Raw genomic sequence first — 19,507 nt, 5'->3', positions numbered from 1 at the left:
ACAAGTTCAACACAGAATTAGGTGTGGTGCGGGGCATGAAGATTGGGGCCAAGGTTTGGCCGAACAGATTGGGTTACGGGCCGCAGGAGCGAAAGACCAAATAAAAGCTTCAGCCCCCACAGTTCAAACCAGGGTAGCCCAATTCCCCATTGCATTTTGAGTAGGAAGTAGCGTTCAAAGGCGGCTTTTGCCCAATTCACCCAAGCGCCTCGGGTGGCGTAGGAATAGCGTCGTTGACCATTGGCAGGATCGGGCAAGATGGGAGCAGCAATATAAGCAATGCCGGTTTGGCCAAACTCCGCAAAGCAAAGGGCTTCAAGGGTGGGAATTTGGTGCGGACTGGGCAAGGCTCCCAAGTCCACGGCGATGTTGTAAGCCACCGCAGCGCCCATGGCTTCGGTCATTTGACCACTTTTGGGCAGCCCGATCGGGACAGGTGTGTGATAGGGCTGCTCTAGATGCACACTCACCCCCAGGGCATAAATCCGCTCGTGGTCTTGGTGGCGCTGGGTGGGCAGGATCGAGATAAAGCCCCGATCGTTCCCTAGCCCAGAAGCCTGCACGTATTCCGCACCTCGGAAGGCGGGCAAAATCATCGCGTAACCAAAGGGAAATTGGCGACCATCACTGAGTTCCACCCGATCGGGCAGCACTCGGGCGATCGCCGCATCGGTCACCACCTGCACCCCCTGTTCTTCCAAAACGCCTTCCGTTAGCTCGCGAGCCATGTACAGATCCGGCAGGCCCAAATAGCCCGCATAGGGTTCCGGCGTGATGTAGGTGATCGTTACCCGATCTCGCAGGCCGCGTTTGCGCAACTCCTCATCGGCCAGCAATGCAAACTCATAACCCGGCCCCAGGCAACCGGTTTTGGGCGCGGCTCCCACCACCAAATCCGTCGGATTTTCCAGAAAAGCTTCCCAGGCCTCCCGGGCAATCAGCGCATGAGCGGGATTGCAAACAGACTGGGTATAGCCCCCATGGGGCCCCAAACCGGGGATTTCATCAAAAGCCAATGAAGGGCCACTGGCAATCACTAAGTAGTCGTAGGAGAGCACCTGATCATTGGCGAGTTGCACCGTTTGTCGATCGGGATCCACCCGCACCACCGCACTATCCACCCACCCCAACCCATGGTGCTTGCAGAGGGAAGCCACATCAAGCTGCACATGCTCCAGGGGAATTTTGCCCAGGGCTACCTGAATCAGGCCCGGAATGAAGGTGAACTGGGGACGGTCAGACACCAAGGTAATTTGATGCCCGCCCTTGAGCCAATGTCGCAGTTCATAGGCCGTGGGCAAACCGCCTAATCCTGCGCCGATCACGATTACCTGTGCCATTGCCGGGTGCTCCCTTGTTTCATACTTGCTTATTTAGTTATATAGTTTATTATACAGAAAGCGGCAAGGCCCAATCGCACCCTCAAGGTTCAACCGACCAGTTCGATCGCTCCTTACATTGACCTCCTGTTGATTGGTTCCTGGTTGCCGGTCGGTTCCCGTGGCTAACCGAGCTGCCCCTCGCCGCCTCATCCCCCATTGCGGAGTTTTTTTTCGGATGTATCACCTCAGCAAAGTCTTGAATTTGTCCTTTGATGAAGCCATTGCCCACACCAAAGAAGCCCTGAAACAGCAAGGCTTTGGAGTGCTGACGGAAATTGATGCCAAAGCGGCCTTTAAACAAAAACTCGATGTGGAATTCCGGCGCTACACCATCTTGGGAGCCTGCCATCCACGCATTGCTTACAGCATCTTGCAAACGGAAGACAAAGCTGGCGTTTTTTATCCCTGCAACGTGGTGGTGCAAGAACAAGAGGGCGGAACCGTGGAAGTGTCCGCGATCGACCCCACAGTCATGTTTGCGGCCCTCGAAAACCCCGGCGCAAAGGGGATTGCTCTGGAAGCGAAAACCCTGATGGACAAGGTGATGGAGCAGCTTTAATCGCCTCCCTCAGAAACCCTTGGGGCAAGCCTGAACCTGAATGAGACTGCATCGCAATTGGGCGATCGGGCAGGGCGTGGCCCGCCAAACCAGGCTTCAGGCTGTCTCAAAAATTTGCCCCAAGCATTCAGTCCTAAAGTTTGACCATTTTCAGGATTGATGATTCTCAGGATTAATGACTCTCAGGGTTGATAATTCATTACTCAACCGCTGGGAGATTGATCACGCCAAGATTCAGAGTTTGGAGAAAAAAGAATCGGAGAAAAATGCATATGTGGACATTACTATCGCTGTTGCAAAATCAACTGATTTGGTCAGTTCCAATCAGCATGATTGTCGGAATTCTATTTGGCTTAGCAACAGACCCCAGCGGTCTCAAGGATCTGATTGTTCCCTTAACTTTCTTAATGGTTTACCCGATGATGATTAACTTGCAATTTGGCAAGTTAGTGGCCGGGGGAAACTGGAAGCTGCAAGGGGTCGCCCAATTCATTAACTTTGGAGTTGTGCCCTTTTTAGCCTATGGCATCGGCTGGCTCTTCTTCCGCGATCAACCACTGATTTGGCTAGGGTTGCTGTTAACGGGATTACTTCCCACCAGCGGCATGACCATTTCTTGGACAGGCTTTGCAAAGGGAAACCTAACAGCCGCAATTCAAATGACCGTGATCGGCTTGATTTTAGGTTCTCTAGCCACTCCGCTCTATGCTCAAGCCTTGCTGGGACGAGCTATTGAAATTCCTTTGATGGAAACCTTTAAGCAAATTGCGATCGTGGTGTTTTTGCCCATGATTTTAGGTTTGGTCACGAAAAAAGTGCTGATTTCAACGGTGGGAAAACAAAAGTATGAGGGGAACCTGAAGAAAAAGTTTCCGGTCTTTTCAACCTTAGGCGTGCTGGGAATTGTGTTTGTGGCAATGGCCCTGAAGGCCAAGGCAATTGTGGCTTCACCACTGGTATTTTTGGGCTATTTCGGGCCGTTGGTGCTGATTTATCTGATCAACTTTGTGTTGAGCACGGTGGTGGGTAAAGTTTGGTTTTCGCGCGAAGATGCGATCGCCCTAGTCTATGGCACGGTGATGCGCAATTTGTCGATCGCTCTGGCCATCGCCATGACAGTATTTGGGGCTAAGGCCGGCGCTGAAATTGCTCTGATTATTTCTATGAGCTACATCATTCAGGTGCAAGCGGCGGCTTGGTATGTGAAACTAAGCGATCGCTGGTTTGGCAAACCCGTAGCGGAAGGTCTGTAGCGACTGGGCTGTTTTGAGGCGATCGAGGGCAGTATAAATCGATCGCCAAGTGTTTCGCGAGGTTAGTTACCAGTTAATTGGAGATTGTGCCTATTTTCATGGGTGCAATCTTCGGCGGTTGAAGGGCGATCGCTTGCTGTATTGGAGTGCGATCGATCGCCACAGCGCTATTGCATTATCGAGAGGTTGGGGACTGTTGCCGCACAGGAATTTCAATCATAAACTCCGTGCCCACACCCTTTGTTGAGTGACAGTAAAATTTGCCTTTGTGTTTCTCAGTAATAATTTGATAGCTAATGGAAAGTCCTAAACCTGTACCTTTACCTACGGGTTTCGTTGTAAAGAAAGGGTCAAAAATACGTGATTGCACCTCTTCAGGAATTCCTTGGCCATTATCAGCGATCGTAATTTTAATTTGATCTTGACCATTAACTTCTGTGCGTAACCAAATTGCATGAGACTTATGCTGTAGCTCTTGATCAGTGCAGGCTTGATTAGATTCTTCAATCGCATCAATAGCATTATTCAGCAAATTCATAAACACTTGATTGAGCGATCCGGCATAGCACTCCACTGGAGGTAAGTTGCCATATTGCTTTCTAACTTGAATTTCCGGACGAGTTGCAGTTGCTTGAAGTCGATGCTGCAAAATCATCAAAGTATTATCCATTCCTGCATGGATATCAACTGCTTTGAATTTGGATTCATCTAACCGCGAAAAGTTGCGTAACGAGAGCACAATTTTTTGAATTCGCTCACTCCCAGTTTGCATTGATCTGAGAATGTTAATCATGTCATCTTGCAAGAAGTCAAGATCAATTTCTTCACTCAAGTCTTGTAATTCTTGAATGGGGCTAGAAACATATTTTTGATAGGTCGTAACAAGCTTTAATAGATTTTGAGTATAAGTTTTGATGTAAGTTAAATTACCATGAATGAAATTAATGGGGTTGTTGATTTCATGGGCAACGCCAGCCACTAGCACACCCAAGGCTGACATTTTCTCAGACTCAATTAGTTTGACTTGTAACTGCTTGAGATCCCTCAGCGCCACTTCTAGTTCGCGAGTACGGTGTTCTAGATTAGCTTGGGATAGTTCAAAATCTCGAATAACAACTTTAAGGATACGTTCTCTCTCTTCACTCGCATCTTCTAGTTGTCGTCGATCGGCCTCTGAACGCTCTAATTTTTTCGTGAGAACTCGTACTTTCTTCTCTAGCTCTCGTAGCTTTTGCTGATCAGCATTGGCTTCCATAGGACTTTTATGCTGTGCCTAAAAGCAGAGTGACGAAAGTTTCTTGATGATAGTAATTAGAACCCTGTTGTTGAAGTGGTGCAAACTCGCCGTAGGTATAAAAGCCCGCGATCGGCATGACTTTGGGCAGCGCAGTTTTAACTAAATCATATTCTTCCTTGGCTCTTGTTCCCAACAGCCAACGACGACAGCAACAAGAAAAGATCAGCACTGCTTCTGGTTCGGTTCCAGGATAATTGTCTAGGGCCATCTTGAAAGAAGTTTCAGAGGCAGCAATCACTTGGTCTCGGCTAATTTCAGCCAACTGCACGATCGCGCCTTGGGGGATGTTTCCCAAAAAATTAATGCTGCCTGTTTCTAAGTCACAGGTGTTGGGAACTCGGAGATAGCAGCGATCGCTATCTCCTTCATAAACATAGAGAGGATGCTCTGCGGTAGGAGAGCGATCGCCCAAATATTTTTGGTAAAAGTTCAGCGCCGATTGACCGTCGATTTCATACAAAACTGTTTTGTGAGACTTAGTGACCGTGCTCTTGGAGCCAATGGGCTGCCAACCGCAACCAGTGCCATGGGAAAAGCGCAAATCGCCAGCAAAAATTAGAACCGGCAGAGCATCGGTGAAGACCTCTGTTCCAAAAAATTGATAGGTTTTCTGGAATCGAAATTGATCGCCTGCGGTTCCACCCACAACGGGGACATTTTTCCCTAAAGCTAGCTCCAATCCTTTCAAAATTTGCTCGCCGCTGGTTGTTGAACCATCAGCCGTATAACTGGCTGGAACTGTGATGCAGAGTTTGGCGGGGGTTAGGCTTTTTTCGGTGGCTTGCTGCACGGCCTGGCGAGCAGCGGCGATCGCGTCCTGTTCAGTTTGGCGACCCACACCCGCGTAAATTTCTACGGTGTCTGAGCAAAATAGCGTTAGGGTCAGCGAGTCTTGTTGAAACCCTAAAATTGAAGATATTTCTCCATCGGTGGTGCAACCAATGAGTTGCAAACCCGGGAAAACCTGATTGATTTTTTGTAAAATTAAGGCATGATCAAAATCAATAGCCGCAAATAACAATCCTGCCTTGGGCAGCATTCCTGCCAATTCACGGGTACATTGCTCTAGCACTTCTTCAATAGCATCTTGGGAGTCAGGATCGTCACTATGACCAAGAACTGTTTTGAGCATGTGTCTTTCCTCTGCAAGGGGACTGATCAATGTGATTGGCTTGATTGTCCTGAAAGCTTTACGATGTCAGTCATCTTTCAACAGGAATTATTACCTGACCGACACTGACGATCAAGTTAAGTTTCATGAGCAAAAAATAATAAATGCGCTGCTTAATCTGTAATGGAGAGCACATTTGGCTTAGCGCTCTGCGTCGTTATTACGGTCTGATCAATAATTGCATGGCGAATGTATAAATAATTACCAGCTATTCAGGCATTACAACTATGCATTAAACCGCAAATTCGGGATGATTTCCATCTAGGGGTTGCGGTTCTGAAATATGAAATAACTGACCCGATGCGATCGCCTGGCTGATGGGTGGCGCTTGTGATGGGGGCTTTGGCTGAGGCGGGTTAATTTACCCTCTGGCTCGGCGCGATCGCGGGTTGTGGCTGTTTCGCTGCATAAGCTGGGTGAAGCTGTTATGGAAGGTCTGTAGCGGCTGGGCTGCTTTGATTAACATACATTTAATATCTAGTTAGTCTACACTTAATAATAATAGGTGAATGAGAACAATCAGCTTTATCCGGGGCAGTCCACCACGGCGATCATTGCTTACCACCCGATCGTCAAATACTCCATGGCATCACTTGTTAATAGCTAAATGCGATCGCGTCGGGGGTGAAAGGTATTGCATCTCTCCCGGATCAGTGGGTTATGGTTGAAGCAATGCCGTTCTCACATCTGCTGCTATGACCGATTTGCGTGCATTCTATCGGGCTACAGACCCCAGCCAAACCCTGAATGTGGCTGATCCCAACGATGCGCGACTCTATGTGGACTTTGCGCCCGTGCGTGGCGGCGAAATTATTAAGAAAATTCGTAATCGGATCTCGTTTCTGAGTCCCGACCAACCCACTTGTACCCTGTTTACGGGCCATGTGGGCTGTGGCAAATCCACAGAGTTGCAGCGATTGGTGAAGGATTTGCGCGGCGATCGCTTCCATGTGGTGTATTTTCAGGTCGATCGCGACTTGGAAATGACCGATGTGGACGCGGGCGATGTGTTGCTGTCGATCGCCCGGCAAATCAGCCAAAGTTTGGACAATATCGATCTCGGTGAACCCAAAGGATTTCGCAAAATTCTCGATGATGCGGCACGGATTCTCACCACGGAATTTGAGTTGAGCAATCTGGAATTGGGTTCCGACAAAATCCCCGGTTTGCCCCAAGGTCTGAAAGTTTCTGGTAACAACAAAGGCGAAGTTTCCCTAGATTTTTTGATTGGCAAAGTCACCGCTAAAACCAAAGACAATCCCAAGCTGCGCGAGAAACTCCATCAGTTTTTGGGGTCGCAAACTGGGCAACTGCGAGATGCGATTAATGCAGAACTGATTGAACCGGCGATCGCCCAACTCAAAGCTAAAGGATTCCAGGGCTTGGTGGTGATTGTTGATAACCTGGAAAAAATTGATAACCGCCTATTACCCAATGGTTATCCCCAACAAAATTATCTGTTTGTGGAGCGGGGCAATCTGCTGTCGGCGCTGAATTGCCACCTGATTTACACCATGCCGTTGCGGTTGCGGTTTGATGATAGCTATGGCTTATTAACCCAAAAGTTTCCCGAAGAACCCAAGGTGTTGCCGATGGTTCCGGTGCGTCATCGCGATGGGCGATCGCACGAGACCGGGCTACAACTGTTGCGGCAGATGGTGTTGCTGCGGGCAGATGCGGCCTTTGACCCGGCGGGCGATGCGACCCAATGGCAGATGGCGATCGCAGCGGTGGTGGATGAGCCAGCCACGCTCGATCGGCTCTGCCAAGCCAGCGGTGGCCATGCCCGAGATTTGCTGCGATTACTGAACAGTTGGATTCAGGAGGAAATGAGCTTGCCCCTGACCCGATCGACTCTGGAGCAAGTGATTCGATCGCACCGCAATGAAATGAAGCTAGCCCTCAGTAATGCCGAGTGGGAATTGTTGCGGGCTGTGCGTAGTCGGGGCAACAAGGTTAGTGATGCGGATGGCTATGATCAACTGATTCATAAGCGGTTTGTTTTTGAATATTTAGAAGCCGGTGAATCGTGGTTTGAAGTAAACCCGATTTTGCTGGAAGCCGAAGAATTGCAGGGCTAAATCAGGACTGGATCTATGACTGCCGATCGCCCAGGATTTGACTCAGCAGCGCTCTCGCCAGACCAAGAGCGAGCGTTGCAGCGGCTGGCCTTTGCGATCGAGGCGGCCCAGGGGCAATTTAAGCTACTGATTGCCCGTTGCAACTATGGGGATTTGACCGAGCGGCTGTTGGCGCGACTGCAAACCCTCTGCCCCTTGGAGGTGCGGCGGCTGACCCTCCAACGGGGCGATCGGCAACTGTTTGCGGCGATCGAACGGGCGATCGACTCCAACCCGCCGGGAGCCTTAGCTGTGGTTGGGTTTGGTGAGCTGACCGATGCCGACCTGCGCGAGCTGTTTGCCCAGGCCAACCGCAGCCGGGAAGCCTTTCGCGATCGCTTTCCCTTGCCCTTGGTCTGGTGGCTCGACGATCGGGCGCTTCGGCAATTGCAAACCACCGCCAGCGACTTGGCTAGTTGGACGACAACCCAAACCTTTGAGGCCACGGCTACCCAGCTTGCTGATTGGATACAAACAATGGCCGATCGCATACGCACTTGGGTTTTAGAAACCAATTTCACATCAGCAATTCAAAACCCTAAAATTTGCGTTCATGAGCTGACTGAGATCGCGGTTGATTGGTCAACTCTGTTGCAATGCCCTGACCTTACTAGCCAAGATATAGCCGTTCAAGAAGCCAACGTAGCTTGGTTGCAAGCGCTAATAACTGCCCAGCCTAACTCAATAACAGAAGCTCACGAGGGCTATCAAAAAGCAAGCCATTTTTGGTGGCAAAACGGTGACTTGATCCAATTTGGAGCAGTTCAAATTACACTGGCACAATTTTGGCAACGGCGCGCTCGTTTCAGCCGTCGTCATTACGAAGACTATTTAACCCAATCAAGCGAAGCTTTTGAAATTGCCATTACAACTTTTAACCAAGCCAACCGCCTAGATCTTTGTGCCAAGTTTATTAATAGTTGGGGAGATATACTCCTTCAACTGAATCAATGGCATTCTTTGCAGTTAGTAACACAACAAGCACTAGAGCTGCATCGTCAATATCTCAACCCTTTTAAGCAGGCTAAGGTGTATGGCTTATGCGGTGAGCTTGCACTCCAAAACCAAGACTGGCAAATTGCAATTAGGTGGTTTGAACAGGCAATAGCAACTATCCAAGGTCTATCAGTTGGATCTCATTGGCTACCGGGAGATCCAGAGTCAAAGGACTGGGTGCGATATCGGGATGAAGCTAGCTATTGGTTTGGGAAGGGGCAAGCACAATTTGGACTTGAACAGTATGAGGAGAGTCGTGAGTCTTTGGCAACAGCTCACAACAAGGGTGAACCAGATTTTGATCCACGCTTATCAATTGCTATTCTCAAAAAATTAGCTGAAACGGAGTGGCAATTGCGAGACTATCGTTATGCTTTTTCATATAAATTCTTATATCAATCTCTAGAAGAAGAATTTAATTTTCGTGCTTTCGTAGGAGTCAGCCACTTAGCAACTCCAAAAGTCAAAGAATTACAAGGATCAAAACTTGATCTAGAGTTTTCATCAAGAGCTATTTCCGCTGCTGGGCGCAAGCATGATGTAGAGCGTATCCTAGGGCGCTTAAAAAATGACCGAGGCAACTCGATCACTGTACTATTTGGCTTCTCTGGTTCTGGCAAAAGTTCTCTGCTCAATGCGGGCATCATTCCAGCAGTAAGACAGGAGACATTGGGATCTCGTAGTGGTCTACCAGTGGTGCTGCGTGACTATAGCAACTGGGAAGAGAAGCTGTGGCAGTCACTGAAACAGGCTTTGTTGGCAGAACATCAAGGGCTAATCGAACCGCCGACGGATGGCAACTGGCAAGGGGCGATCGCCCGGGAATTGGTGCGGAATGCCGAGCAACGTAACCTGGCCACGGTGTTGATTTTTGATCAGTTTGAGGAGTTCTTTTTTGAGAATGGTCAGCGCCAAGGGCGATCGCCGCTGTTTGCGTTTTTAAGCCAATGTTTGGACATTACGGGTCTCAAAATTCTCTTTTCAATCCGTCGGGAATATATCTATTACCTGCTGAATCGCGCGGAGTTAGATCGGCGGATTGATGGGGGCTTACTCAGTACCAACGTGCTCTATCGAATTGGCAATTTCCGGCTGGAGGAAGCCAAGCAGGTGATTCGCGATTTGATCGATCGCGCTGAGCTGGATTGGGAGCCGGAGTTGATTGAAGCGATCGTTTCGGATCTGTCGGGAAACTATTACAAAGTCCGCCCGATCGAGCTGCAAATTGTTGGGGCGCAGGTGCAAGCGGAGGGAATCACCACGGCTGCTGGCTATGCCAATTCGGGCGGCAAGGTGGCGTTGGTGCAGCGCTATCTCGATGCGGCGACGGGGGATTGTGGCCCGGAGAATGTGGAACTGGCAAAATTGATTTTGTTTTTGCTGACAGGCGATCAACCGATCCGACCCCTGAAAAGCCAGTTGTTTCTTCACCAAGAGGTGACAGATTTAGAGCAAGATCCAAGTGCTCTAAATCTGGTTTTAGAAATCCTGACTGATTCTGGTTTACTTCTTAAAAATCACTCTCAAAACAAGGTCACCTATCAAATTGTTCATGACTATATTGCAGAGTTTATCCAGAAACAGACTAAGGTCACCTTTTTAGCAGAAATTGCTCAAGAAAAAGCTCAACGCCAAGCTACCGAGCTGAAACTACTGAAGCAGCACCAAATCGCAAAGCGGCGATTTGCAAGCTTAAAAAGCAATATTCAACGAATGAAGAAACTTCAAAAAAGAGTAAATGTAGTATTTTTGGCTAGCCTTATAATGACAATTATTGCTTCGTTTTTGTCGTGGGACTCTTCTCAAGACCTTAAGCAAATAATTGAGCGCGAACAAACAATTTTACGAACGATATCTACTCAGGATGATCAATTAGCCCAATTGTCTAATCTCTTACGCATCGGGTTTACTGCCAAGCAACTAGGATTGGACTCTCAATCACTGATATCTCTTCGAGAAACTCTTGGAAAGTATCTTCTGACTGTCCAAGAAATCAATTTGCTCAAGGTAGATAACCAAGCCCATATTCGGGATATCAAACTCAGCCCAGATGATCAACTGTTAGCTATTGCCCTAGAAGATGGAACAGCAAGAATTTGGAATATTAAGGAAATGCAGGAAATTCGTAGATTAAAACACTCTAGTGTTAAAAACGCACAGACAGTTTATAGCGTCAGCTTTAGCCCTGACAGTCAATGGCTATTAACTTCTGCTCAAGATGGAACAGCTAAAATTTGGGACTTGACTGATCCCGAGTCTCAAAGACCATTCTCAACTCTTAACCATAGTGTTTCAGGAGAAATTAGAGCAGCCAGCTTTGATAGTACTGGTAAGTGGATCATAACTCTTGGAGATGATGGAGAGGCTAAAATTTGGCAATGGAATAAGCAACGCAAAAGTGTTCATGCTCCTCTTATTACTCTTGTTCATTCAGCCAATCAATGGCTAAGTTCTGCCAACTTCAGCCCCGATGGGAGACTGGTTTTTACCGCTGGAGGTGATGGAGTAATCAAAGTTTGGGATTGGCAAAAAAATGAGAATTTAAAAATCTCTAATTCTATAAAGTCCAAAAAATTTGACAGTAGTATTCTGAGTGCAGATTTTAGTGCAGATAATCAATGGCTTGGAGTTGCCTTGAAAAATGGCGTTGTTAAGCTATGGAACTGGTCAGCGAATGGAAGAACAATTTCACTGACGAATCACTCGGATTCGGTGAGAAGCATCTCTTTTGGAAAAAAAAATCAATTCCTGTTAGTCACTGCTTCCAGTGATAAAAGTGCCATGGTATGGGAGTGGAATCATTTTATTGGCGAAAATAATTCTCATCTACACAAAAAAACAATCACTCTCCCACATCCAAATTGGGTTGAGCGCGCAAGGTTTAGCTCTGACGAGAAGCAAGTTATTTCTGGTTCCAATGGTGGAGTGATTCGATTCTGGAATGTTTATCAAGGAGCAGTGAACCTTGAATCACTGAGAGATCGAGCGATGAAAAAAATGAGTGCAGAAAACTTGTTGCAGCTAGATGTTGCAAAAAATTTAAAATTAAATAATGCTAGTATTTCGAACAGTCTCTTGCATACTAATCTAAACAATTTTACTGAATCTGATTGGTTAAGAGTCCTCTCCCAAACAGAAGATCTGGATGGCTTGCTACAAATAGGATGTGATTGGTTGCGGGATTATTTGACGACGAATCGGGATGCGCCGGCGGATTTACAGCAATTTTGTCGCGTCAAACCATCCCAAAAACCGTAAGGTTCCGGGTGGCTCATATGTGATCACCCCCGATCGACCGGTTTTCCCATTCACTACAAACCGATCGCCCCGCAAAATTTCTGGAAAAGGTTTTAAGGAGTCGATCGGGGAAGTGGCGGCAAAGAGCGCGGCGGGCCGCCGCTGTTGAACATGTTGAACGGCGAAGCGGCGCGGCTTTGGATGAGGGCCTTGAGGCGATCGATCTCCGTCACCAGGCTGAAGGGCCGGAAATCGTTCAAAGAAGCCACCTGATCGAGATGAATCAGCGACACATGAATTGGCGTGCTGCCATTGACGGCGGCCGGTTCCGTAATGCTGCCGGGCATGACACGGTAGGCAACCAAAAAGCGCTCGCCGCCCACCTCCGCAATTTCGCCCTTCGTGTAATAGTCGCTGGGAGATGCGCCAAAAACCGCCGCCGTCAGAGACAGCATATTGCTGGTTTCAATTTGCCCCGTGACACTAAACACACGCCACCGATCGTCCAATTCCTGAAGCGTGAGGCTGAGGGGAGTCGATCCTTGGAAAAAGCTGGGCGCAACGGTCTCTGCTTGGGCCGGCAACCCGATCGCCCCGATCATCACCACGGGACTCACGAAGCCCAGCAACCATCGCCGCAGATTCGGGTGAATCTTCTGCATAGAATTTTGTTAGAACCGGAGAAAGCGGGACGATTCAGAATAGATTCCGGTCGCGCTTCAGTCATAGCCTAGAAAAAAGCCATCGCTCATGACTGCTCAATGGTTCTCAATCAATGTTTGCGGTGGTAGTTTGCTGTGGGTGGTTTGCTGTGGGTGGCGATTCCTGGAGCTGCCGGTGCGTTGGTTGCCGGGGCGATGAGTGGTCTTCGGTGCGGTTGCAGGTTTCAGCGTTGGGTTCCTTGCTATCGTTTTGATGGCGATGGTTGAGGCCCGCCAGCGTTCCATGCGTTTTTCTCCGGCAGGAGGTGCAAATCATGCCAGCCCTTGTGCAATGTGCCCTCAGTGATGCCAATTTGGATGCCAAGTTGGCCCGCAACCAGCGGCAACTGGCGATTTCGGTGGCGGCCCAGGCCGGCCATGGGCGGGTGCGATCGAACCTGTGTTTGATTCTCGATCGCAGCGGTTCCATGCGCGGCCGACCGATGGAGATGGTGAAAGCGGCGGCGCGTCAGTTGGTGGGTCAGTTGGCCCTGGGCGATCGCCTGTCGTTGGTCGCCTTTGACCACGAGGCCCAAGTGATCTTGCCTTGTCAGGAAGTGGCCCCGGAGCCGCTGTCAATTTTGCAGGCGATCGAGGGCTTAACGGCCGGCGGCGGCACTTGCATTGATGAGGGTCTGAAGCTGGGCATTGAAGAACTGGCGCGATCGCGTAAGGAATCGGGCCTTTTGGGCAACGTCAACGCCGATCACAGCGGAATTTTGCCCACTGCACCCTCGGTGTCGCAAATTTTCCTGCTCACCGATGGGGAAAACGAGCATGGCAACGATCCCCGCTGCTTAAAGATGGCGGAATTGGCCGCGAGCTACGGCATTTCAGTCCATTGTCTCGGGTTTGGCAGCCATTGGAACCAAGACACCCTGGAACAGATTGCCGACGCGGGAGCCGGGGCCCTTTGCTACATCGAACAGCCGGAAGATGCGCCCGCCGCCTTTGAAAGGCTCTTGGCCCGAGTGCAGTCGGTGCAGTTAACCAATGCGCGGTTGTTGTTGGCGTTGGAGTCACCTGTGCGCTTGGCGGAGCTGAAGCCGATCGCCCAGGTGGCCCCGGAAACGGTGGAACTGACGGCGCAGGAGTTGCCCGATGGTCGGCTGGAGGTGCGGTTGGGCGATTTGATGGTGGATGGGCCACGGGTGGTGTTGGTGAATGCCTATGTGGCCCAGTTGCCGCCGGGGGATCATCGGTTGGTTCAAGTGCAGGTTTGTTATGACGATCCGGCGACGGGTCAGGTGGATCTGCTGTCGGAGCCGATCGCGGTGATTGGGCGATCGCTGGAACTCTTTCACCCGGCTCCCAATGCCCCGGTACAGGCTCACATCGGCGCATTGGCCAAATATCGCCAAACCCAAATTGCCGAAACCAAGCTGCAAACGGGCGATCGCCAAGGTGCGGTGACCATGCTGCAAGCGGCGGCCCAAACGGCTTTGCAAATGGGCGATCGCAACGCGGCGACGGTGCTGCAAACCCAGGCCACCAAACTCCAGGCGGGCGATGACCTGTCGGAGGCCGATCGCAAAAAGACCCGTATTGCCTCAAAAACCACCCTTCGCTAGGGGGGCGATCCCGCCCGATCGCGCCGGGCAACCCCACCCCCGATCGGCTTGGGTTGGCCACCCCTGCGGCCCATACTGGAAATGGGGTATTTTCCGCATTCCAGACAGCTCAGCGCTGAACATGGCATTGCTGCACTTGGGATTATTTTTGGGGTTATTTAATGAGGTGTGGCAACAGTTAAATAACCAATTCTGAGGAACCCCGATCGCCCCCATTGTTTCGCTGAGAGGCTGACCCGATCGTGAACCGTTTTAATTGGAAATCAACCCAAGCTGGGCCCATTCTGATCGCGGCCCTGGGGCCCTGGTTGCTGATTTTAGGGGCGATCGGGCTGCTGAATGCGATCGGTTTAGGGGTGGTGGTGCAGGCGATCGGTTGGTTGCTGTTGCTGGTGATTTTGACCCCGATCGTGCTCAGTGTGGTTGGTTTATGGTGGCTGCGGCGCAACTTGGTGGCCGGCCCCTGCCCCGCCTGTGGCTATCCCGTCACCACCCTGCGCGGCTTCAGCAGCAACTGCCCAAACTGCGGCACACCCCTCAGCGGTTTGGGGCAAACGGTGCAGCGCCAATCGGCCCCCGGCACGATCGATGTGCAAGCGGTGGAGGTGGGCAAACGAGAGCTAAGAGATGCCACCCCACCCGACCAACGCTATTGAACGCTCTTACAGTTCTCGAATACTCATCTTGAGCACTCATCTTGAGCACTAATTAACGGAGATTAATTAGTGGGAATTAATTAGTGGAAATCGAGAGTTGATAGGGTTGGCGGCCGCTGGGGTTGCGATCGCCCACAAAGATGTCATAGTTGCCCGCACCCCAATAGCCCGGCATTTCCGCCACCCCGTTGGCCGCCGGAATGCAAAATTGACCGCTCGGCCCCACCACCAACAGCGTTAAACCATCACCCCCCTGCACCTTCACCCGCAGGGAGCCAAAATCCTGACCCACCGCCAAGCGATGGTTGGGCGCACCGGCCACAAAGCCACAACTGGTACTGGTGCTGCCGCCGGCCGTGCCCGATCGAAGAATCGGTTCACTCATGCCCGGCCCCAGGGCAATTAAATCGGCCCGGGCCGGCGCTGCCCAAGGTACGATCGTGGCGATCGCCAGGCTGGCGGTCAAAATCGAGAAAAATCGGTTGGTTTTCATGGCAGCATCTCCTGATGGTGAGCAGCCGGGCCTCCAAAACTTGGCAGAACGCCGGATCGCGAATAAATCCAGTATGCGGCCCACGCTCCACCCGATCGTGGAGGTACTTCCTGTTTATGAACTGGCCGCCCTCAGGGAACCCACTCCCCACAAATTCCGCGCGATCCCATGTCGCTAGACTTCACTAGCGAGTAGATAGTGGGTAATGCGTAACCTGAGTTTGATCAAGTTAGGGGCGAAAGACCCGAATAAAAGGCTCTTTGCGGTAGCGACGATAAACATCGAAATCCTGATCTAAAGTTGCAATTTCTGCAATTCGTAATCGTTCTGAAATAGCCACCAATGCTAAATCTGCAAAGTCTCCAGGCAAATCTGAGTATTGTTCATTGAGTTCTACAATTCTTTGAAAATCATGACGATTTAATGACTCACAGCGATAAATATTCTGTGCTAAGTGGTTCAGAAAAATATTTTGAACTTGCCAGCTTTTATTCAATAACCAAAGTACTTCCGTGACACAAGCCAAAGTTGTAATCAGTTCACTTCGACAAGTTCTAAAGAAATCAACAACTCGACTGTGGTATCGATCCTCAGCATTATAAAAAGCAATTAAAACGCCTGAGTCCACTAGCACTTTTGCTGGCTTCATGATTGATCTGTAGTGGATTGATGGAGTCGATCGGCCAAGGCGACTCGTCTTAAATCTCGATCAGCCAAGTCACCATCATGAAGCCAATGCTCTGGTAATCCACCCATGCGCTCAAGGATCGTCGGTGGCATTTCCTGTGGTTTGAACATGAAGAGCGATCGAATGACAGTCCAAAGTAGTAACCACCGATCTCGCCATGGCAAGGCTAAGGTTGCTTCACGAAGTTCCAGTAAAGTCATGCTTGTGTTTTTCTAATTAATGTTATTTGGGGTTCTGAGCAAGTAATATCTTACACTTCAAACATCCCTCGCCAGGCCCAAGTACGCCCTAAAAAAAAGGCTGTTTAATCCTGCAACTGGACGAGCTTTGGTCATTTGTTGGTTCCAAAAAGCAGAAAGTTTGGCTTGGGTAATCAGTCATTTCTGAAGCTCAGTGTCGCCAACTTTTTCCCCTTGCTGATAGAGGTCTTGACGCAACCGAATTGCATCGTTGCACACCATACGAGCGCAACCAAATGTTTTCGCCAGCATTATTCTTTGTAGGCGATTGGGATAGATTCGGTAGCGAAATCGTGCTTTCATAGCTAGCATTATAGAAACTGATCATAGAAAAAGCCGCCTTAAAAGGGCGGGGCTTCAGACCCTTTTCTTTTGGTGATCTCAATGCTTCATCAGCTTTTAGGCGGTGCGATCGCCCTGGTTATTGGCTCCACGGCGATCGCACCGGCCCAGGCCCAACAGCGACCCAACACCCAATCAGCCCCCAGCAGCCGTTCCACCACCCCACCCGATCCCAACTGCCCGATCAAAGGCAACATCTCCCAAACCACGGACGGCCAAAACACCGGGCGACGGCTATATCACCTGCCAGGAATGCGGGACTATGAGCGCACCGTGATCGACCTATCGCGAGGGGAACGCTGGTTTTGCTCGGAGGCGGAGGCGATCGCGGCCGGCTGGACAAAGGCCCCGCGCTAACCACCAAAGAAAGGGGCCAGGTCGATCGACCCAGCCCCCCATCGAGTTCAGAAGTGAAATTTTTGGCAGTCTTCGCAGGACAGAATTTCTCCGTCCTGCCTCAACTCGTGCGGCTCTACTAGATCGTGAACGTGCTCGCCGCAACGTTGGTCACATTGGCTGCCGCTGTGAAAGTTCCGGTATAGTCCACCAACACGGCCAGATACTTCTTCGTGTTATTCGCATCCACGTAAGACAGCGCCAAATCAGCCGTGCCAGCCACGCCAGCCACATTAACCACTTCTGGCGTAATCACCAAGCTGGTCAAGCCAGGGCCAAGACCAATCTTGTCAGCAGCCTTGAAGTTAGTAATCTGGTCGGCCGTCAAGAGGCTGCCTGTTGTGTCGCTAGCTTGATAGGCATAGGTGTTAGCACCAGCACCAGCACCAGTACCACCAACAATTCGATCCAAGCCAGGGCCGCCCACGACAGTTGCACCCCCAGCAGTACCAACATTGATGATGTCATCACCAGCGCCACCCAACAGCTTGTCACCAACCACGGTACTACCCGTAATCGCATCATTACCATCACCGCCATCAACGGTCATGACGGCAGTGGCTGCTGTGCCACTGATAACATCATTTCCTGCCTCGCCGCGAACCGTTGCAGCCGTTGCAGGGGTAGTAACAGGAACCGTCAGTTGATCGTCCCCAGCTCCGCCGTTAACACCACCAGGAAAGAGATTGAGTAATCCAGCATCAATCGTGACCGCATTCGGATCACTATTGAATTGCAATGTGTTGCCAACTGCTGAGCTACCAGGGGGCAGAGTTGTGGGAGGGGCCGAAGCAACATCCTTGATCGTCAGCACCGAAGTGGCCTGAGTGCCCAACGTACCGCCAGTGGGAGCCGTCAGAGTCAGGTTAACTGTCTCATCGGCCTCTGGCGTAATCGCATCGGACAGAACCGGCACGTTCACTGTTTTGGTCGTTTCACCTGCCGCGAAGCTCACCACTTGGTTCGCAACCGCCGTGTAGTCCGAGCCAGCCGTCGCCGTGCCGCCTGTACCGGTCGAGAAGGTGACGGAGCCAGCTTGGGAAGTGTCGCCCGTGCGGGTGATGTTGATGGCCGCTTGTACCGTGGCCGTGCCTTCCGTCGCCGTGTAGGTTGCGCCGCTGAATTGGAAAGTGGAAGAGCCAGTGGTTCCGCCGCCGCCCGTTGCGCCCTTGTCCACGATCGTCAAGATTGCCGAATCCTGCTTGCCCAAGATTGCGCCGCCCGTGGGACGAGACAGCAACATCCGAATCGTTTCACCGCTGTCGGCCAAAGGCGCATCGTCAATCAGATCCACCTTGAAGGTTTGGCTAATTTGACCCGGCGCAAAGTTCAAGGTTTGGTTGAAGGTTTTGTAGTCTGCGTTGGCCGTTGCCGTGCCGCCCAACACACCCACATCCACGGAAACCGCACCCGCCGATTGGTTCACATCCCGCGTCACGGTCACTTCCACTTGGGAACCTTCCGTGCCGGTCAGGTTGGCCACCGAAAATTGCAGTGCGCCTTGGGGCGGCACAGATCCAGGTTGCACACCATCGGAACTGAACGTGCCGGGGGTGTTCATCAGTTGGTTGGCGCTGACCCCTTTCACCACCGCCAAAATTTGGTTGTTGCCTTTGTCGCGAATGATGGCGCTGCCAGCGGTTTGACCGGAACCATCAAAGATTTCCAGGTCAGACATGGTGACTCCGCCAATCAGCCGAATTTGGTCTTGGCCAAATTGGTTGAAGTCTTCAATCACGTCGGCTTCCAGGATGGTGGAACCGCCGGTGGAAATTTGACCGGTCTGGGCCGAGAAGCTGTCGCTGCGGCGACCGATCACAAAGGTATCGTTGCCTTGACCGCCGCGCATGGTGTCTGCGCCCAGGTCGCCGGACAACACATCGTCGCCGTCTTCGCCAAACAGCAGGTCGTTGCCTTTGCCGCCATACAGCTCGTCGCCGCCGCTGCCGCCATACAGTTGGTCGCTGTCCATGTTGCCGAACATCAGGTCATTGCCGAGTCCGCCCAACAACAGGTCATTGCCAGCACCGCCGAGCAATTCATCGTCGCCGGATTCCCCTTCCAGGGTATCTACGCCTTGGTTGCCAAACAGGCGATCGTTGTCGTTGCCGCCCAGGATGCGATCGTCTCCGTTATAGCCCCGGATGATGTCGTTGCTATCCAAACCGCTGATCACATCATTCCCGGCCAGGCTGTCGAGGGCGGCTTGGGTTTCAGTAATGGGGATGACATCGGGAAAGTTGGTTCCGTTAATAACAGCCATTGACTCCTCCAGTGGACTTGAGTTGCAAAAGGTGAGCTGTTGAGTTGAAGAGGCGCGGACGAACAGCCGCAACCATTGCGGTCACGAGTTCGAGTCCCAAACGCTGGTGCAAGTCCTGCATTCTTGGGTGCTTAGGGGCCGGT

16 protein-coding genes are annotated in these 19,507 nt (G+C 51.0%); 8 read left to right on the top strand and 8 right to left on the bottom strand.

The window, feature by feature from the left end:
• Positions 1–17 precede the first annotated feature (17 nt).
• Entirely contained in the window at positions 18–1,340 is a 1,323-nt protein-coding gene (locus H6G53_RS11265) for an NAD(P)/FAD-dependent oxidoreductase (protein WP_190532963.1), read from the bottom strand.
• A gap of 160 nt (positions 1,341–1,500) precedes the next feature.
• Here H6G53_RS11265 and H6G53_RS11260 point away from each other — a divergent pair, with 160 nt between their 5' ends.
• A complete protein-coding gene (locus H6G53_RS11260) occupies positions 1,501–1,941 on the top strand; it encodes a DUF302 domain-containing protein (RefSeq protein ID WP_370567815.1) in 441 nt (146 codons plus the stop codon).
• Positions 1,942–2,213: 272 nt separating this feature from the next.
• Positions 2,214–3,194 (top strand): arsenic resistance protein, encoded by a 981-nt coding sequence (locus H6G53_RS11255; protein ID WP_190532960.1) that lies wholly within the window; start codon positions 2,214–2,216, stop codon positions 3,192–3,194.
• 175 nt (positions 3,195–3,369) lie between these two features.
• Here the strand turns inward: H6G53_RS11255 and H6G53_RS11250 are convergent, their stop codons facing one another.
• Positions 3,370–4,449 (bottom strand): sensor histidine kinase, encoded by a 1,080-nt coding sequence (locus H6G53_RS11250; RefSeq protein ID WP_190532957.1) that lies wholly within the window; start codon positions 4,447–4,449, stop codon positions 3,370–3,372.
• A 7-nt stretch (positions 4,450–4,456) separates the two neighbouring features.
• A complete protein-coding gene (locus H6G53_RS11245; RefSeq protein WP_190532954.1) occupies positions 4,457–5,623 on the bottom strand; it encodes an FIST signal transduction protein in 1,167 nt (388 codons plus the stop codon).
• 734 nt (positions 5,624–6,357) lie between these two features.
• Between H6G53_RS11245 and H6G53_RS11240 the strand changes: the two genes are divergently transcribed.
• Positions 6,358–7,743 (top strand): ATP-binding protein, encoded by a 1,386-nt coding sequence (locus tag H6G53_RS11240; RefSeq protein WP_190532951.1) that lies wholly within the window; start codon positions 6,358–6,360, stop codon positions 7,741–7,743.
• A 15-nt stretch (positions 7,744–7,758) separates the two neighbouring features.
• Positions 7,759–12,036, top strand: a complete 4,278-nt coding sequence (locus H6G53_RS11235; protein ID WP_190532949.1) for a WD40 repeat domain-containing protein — start codon at positions 7,759–7,761, stop codon at positions 12,034–12,036.
• Between the two features lie 92 nt (positions 12,037–12,128).
• On the opposite strand, the gene H6G53_RS11230 is transcribed toward H6G53_RS11235, so the two are convergent.
• Entirely contained in the window at positions 12,129–12,677 is a 549-nt protein-coding gene (locus H6G53_RS11230; RefSeq protein ID WP_099534860.1) for a hypothetical protein, read from the bottom strand.
• 314 nt (positions 12,678–12,991) lie between these two features.
• Between H6G53_RS11230 and H6G53_RS11225 the strand changes: the two genes are divergently transcribed.
• Both H6G53_RS11225 and H6G53_RS11220 read left to right on the top strand, forming a co-directional pair.
• The gene (locus tag H6G53_RS11225) at positions 12,992–14,287 is read left to right on the top strand and encodes a VWA domain-containing protein (RefSeq protein ID WP_190532946.1); all 1,296 of its coding nucleotides are present in this window, start codon (positions 12,992–12,994) and stop codon (positions 14,285–14,287) included.
• Positions 14,288–14,529: 242 nt separating this feature from the next.
• Complete coding sequence (locus H6G53_RS11220; protein ID WP_190532943.1) at positions 14,530–14,943, top strand: hypothetical protein; 414 nt, start codon at positions 14,530–14,532, stop codon at positions 14,941–14,943.
• Positions 14,944–15,019: 76 nt separating this feature from the next.
• Here H6G53_RS11220 and H6G53_RS11215 read toward each other — a convergent pair whose 3' ends face one another.
• Complete coding sequence (locus H6G53_RS11215; RefSeq protein WP_190532940.1) at positions 15,020–15,436, bottom strand: hypothetical protein; 417 nt, start codon at positions 15,434–15,436, stop codon at positions 15,020–15,022.
• On the opposite strand from H6G53_RS11215, the gene H6G53_RS11210 reads away from it, so the two are divergent.
• On the top strand, positions 15,435–15,614 hold the full coding sequence (locus H6G53_RS11210; RefSeq protein ID WP_190532938.1) for a hypothetical protein: 180 nt from the start codon (positions 15,435–15,437) through the stop codon (positions 15,612–15,614). The genes H6G53_RS11215 and H6G53_RS11210 overlap by 2 nt on opposite strands.
• A gap of 51 nt (positions 15,615–15,665) precedes the next feature.
• Here the strand turns inward: H6G53_RS11210 and H6G53_RS11205 are convergent, their stop codons facing one another.
• Complete coding sequence (locus H6G53_RS11205) at positions 15,666–16,085, bottom strand: type II toxin-antitoxin system VapC family toxin (RefSeq protein ID WP_099534855.1); 420 nt, start codon at positions 16,083–16,085, stop codon at positions 15,666–15,668.
• Positions 16,086–16,501: 416 nt separating this feature from the next.
• Positions 16,502–16,666, bottom strand: coding sequence for a helix-turn-helix domain-containing protein (locus H6G53_RS19265; RefSeq protein ID WP_190532935.1), 165 nt, complete (start codon positions 16,664–16,666; stop codon positions 16,502–16,504).
• A gap of 81 nt (positions 16,667–16,747) precedes the next feature.
• Between H6G53_RS19265 and H6G53_RS18550 the strand changes: the two genes are divergently transcribed.
• Positions 16,748–17,062, top strand: coding sequence for a hypothetical protein (locus tag H6G53_RS18550; protein ID WP_199291354.1), 315 nt, complete (start codon positions 16,748–16,750; stop codon positions 17,060–17,062).
• Positions 17,063–17,180: 118 nt separating this feature from the next.
• On the opposite strand, the gene H6G53_RS11190 is transcribed toward H6G53_RS18550, so the two are convergent.
• A complete protein-coding gene (locus tag H6G53_RS11190; protein WP_190532933.1) occupies positions 17,181–19,364 on the bottom strand; it encodes a Calx-beta domain-containing protein in 2,184 nt (727 codons plus the stop codon).
• Between the last annotated feature and the right edge of the window lie 143 nt (positions 19,365–19,507).

The sequence above is a fragment of the Limnothrix sp. FACHB-406 genome, from assembly GCF_014698235.1.
GTDB lineage: Bacteria > Cyanobacteriota > Cyanobacteriia > CACIAM-69d > CACIAM-69d > CACIAM-69d.
Note: the sequence above shows the minus strand (reverse complement) of the source record. Positions and strands in the feature narration are given on the sequence as shown.

Excerpts from the sequence above, each read along its gene's own strand:
- H6G53_RS11265 (WP_190532963.1), bottom strand. The coding sequence starts at position 1,340 with ATGGCACAGGTAATCGTGATCGGCGCAGGATTAGGCGGTTTGCCCACG.
- H6G53_RS11255 (WP_190532960.1), top strand. The coding sequence starts at position 2,214 with ATGTGGACATTACTATCGCTGTTGCAAAATCAACTGATTTGGTCAGTT.
- H6G53_RS11250 (WP_190532957.1), bottom strand. The coding sequence starts at position 4,449 with ATGGAAGCCAATGCTGATCAGCAAAAGCTACGAGAGCTAGAGAAGAAA.
- H6G53_RS11245 (WP_190532954.1), bottom strand. The coding sequence starts at position 5,623 with ATGCTCAAAACAGTTCTTGGTCATAGTGACGATCCTGACTCCCAAGAT.
- H6G53_RS11240 (WP_190532951.1), top strand. The coding sequence starts at position 6,358 with ATGACCGATTTGCGTGCATTCTATCGGGCTACAGACCCCAGCCAAACC.
- H6G53_RS11235 (WP_190532949.1), top strand. The coding sequence starts at position 7,759 with ATGACTGCCGATCGCCCAGGATTTGACTCAGCAGCGCTCTCGCCAGAC.
- H6G53_RS11230 (WP_099534860.1), bottom strand. The coding sequence starts at position 12,677 with ATGCAGAAGATTCACCCGAATCTGCGGCGATGGTTGCTGGGCTTCGTG.
- H6G53_RS11225 (WP_190532946.1), top strand. The coding sequence starts at position 12,992 with ATGCCAGCCCTTGTGCAATGTGCCCTCAGTGATGCCAATTTGGATGCC.
- H6G53_RS11210 (WP_190532938.1), top strand. The coding sequence starts at position 15,435 with ATGGCAGCATCTCCTGATGGTGAGCAGCCGGGCCTCCAAAACTTGGCA.
- H6G53_RS11215 (WP_190532940.1), bottom strand. The coding sequence starts at position 15,436 with ATGAAAACCAACCGATTTTTCTCGATTTTGACCGCCAGCCTGGCGATC.
- H6G53_RS11205 (WP_099534855.1), bottom strand. The coding sequence starts at position 16,085 with ATGAAGCCAGCAAAAGTGCTAGTGGACTCAGGCGTTTTAATTGCTTTT.
- H6G53_RS19265 (WP_190532935.1), bottom strand. The coding sequence starts at position 16,666 with ATGAAAGCACGATTTCGCTACCGAATCTATCCCAATCGCCTACAAAGA.
- H6G53_RS18550 (WP_199291354.1), top strand. The coding sequence starts at position 16,748 with ATGCTTCATCAGCTTTTAGGCGGTGCGATCGCCCTGGTTATTGGCTCC.
- H6G53_RS11190 (WP_190532933.1), bottom strand. The coding sequence starts at position 19,364 with ATGGCTGTTATTAACGGAACCAACTTTCCCGATGTCATCCCCATTACT.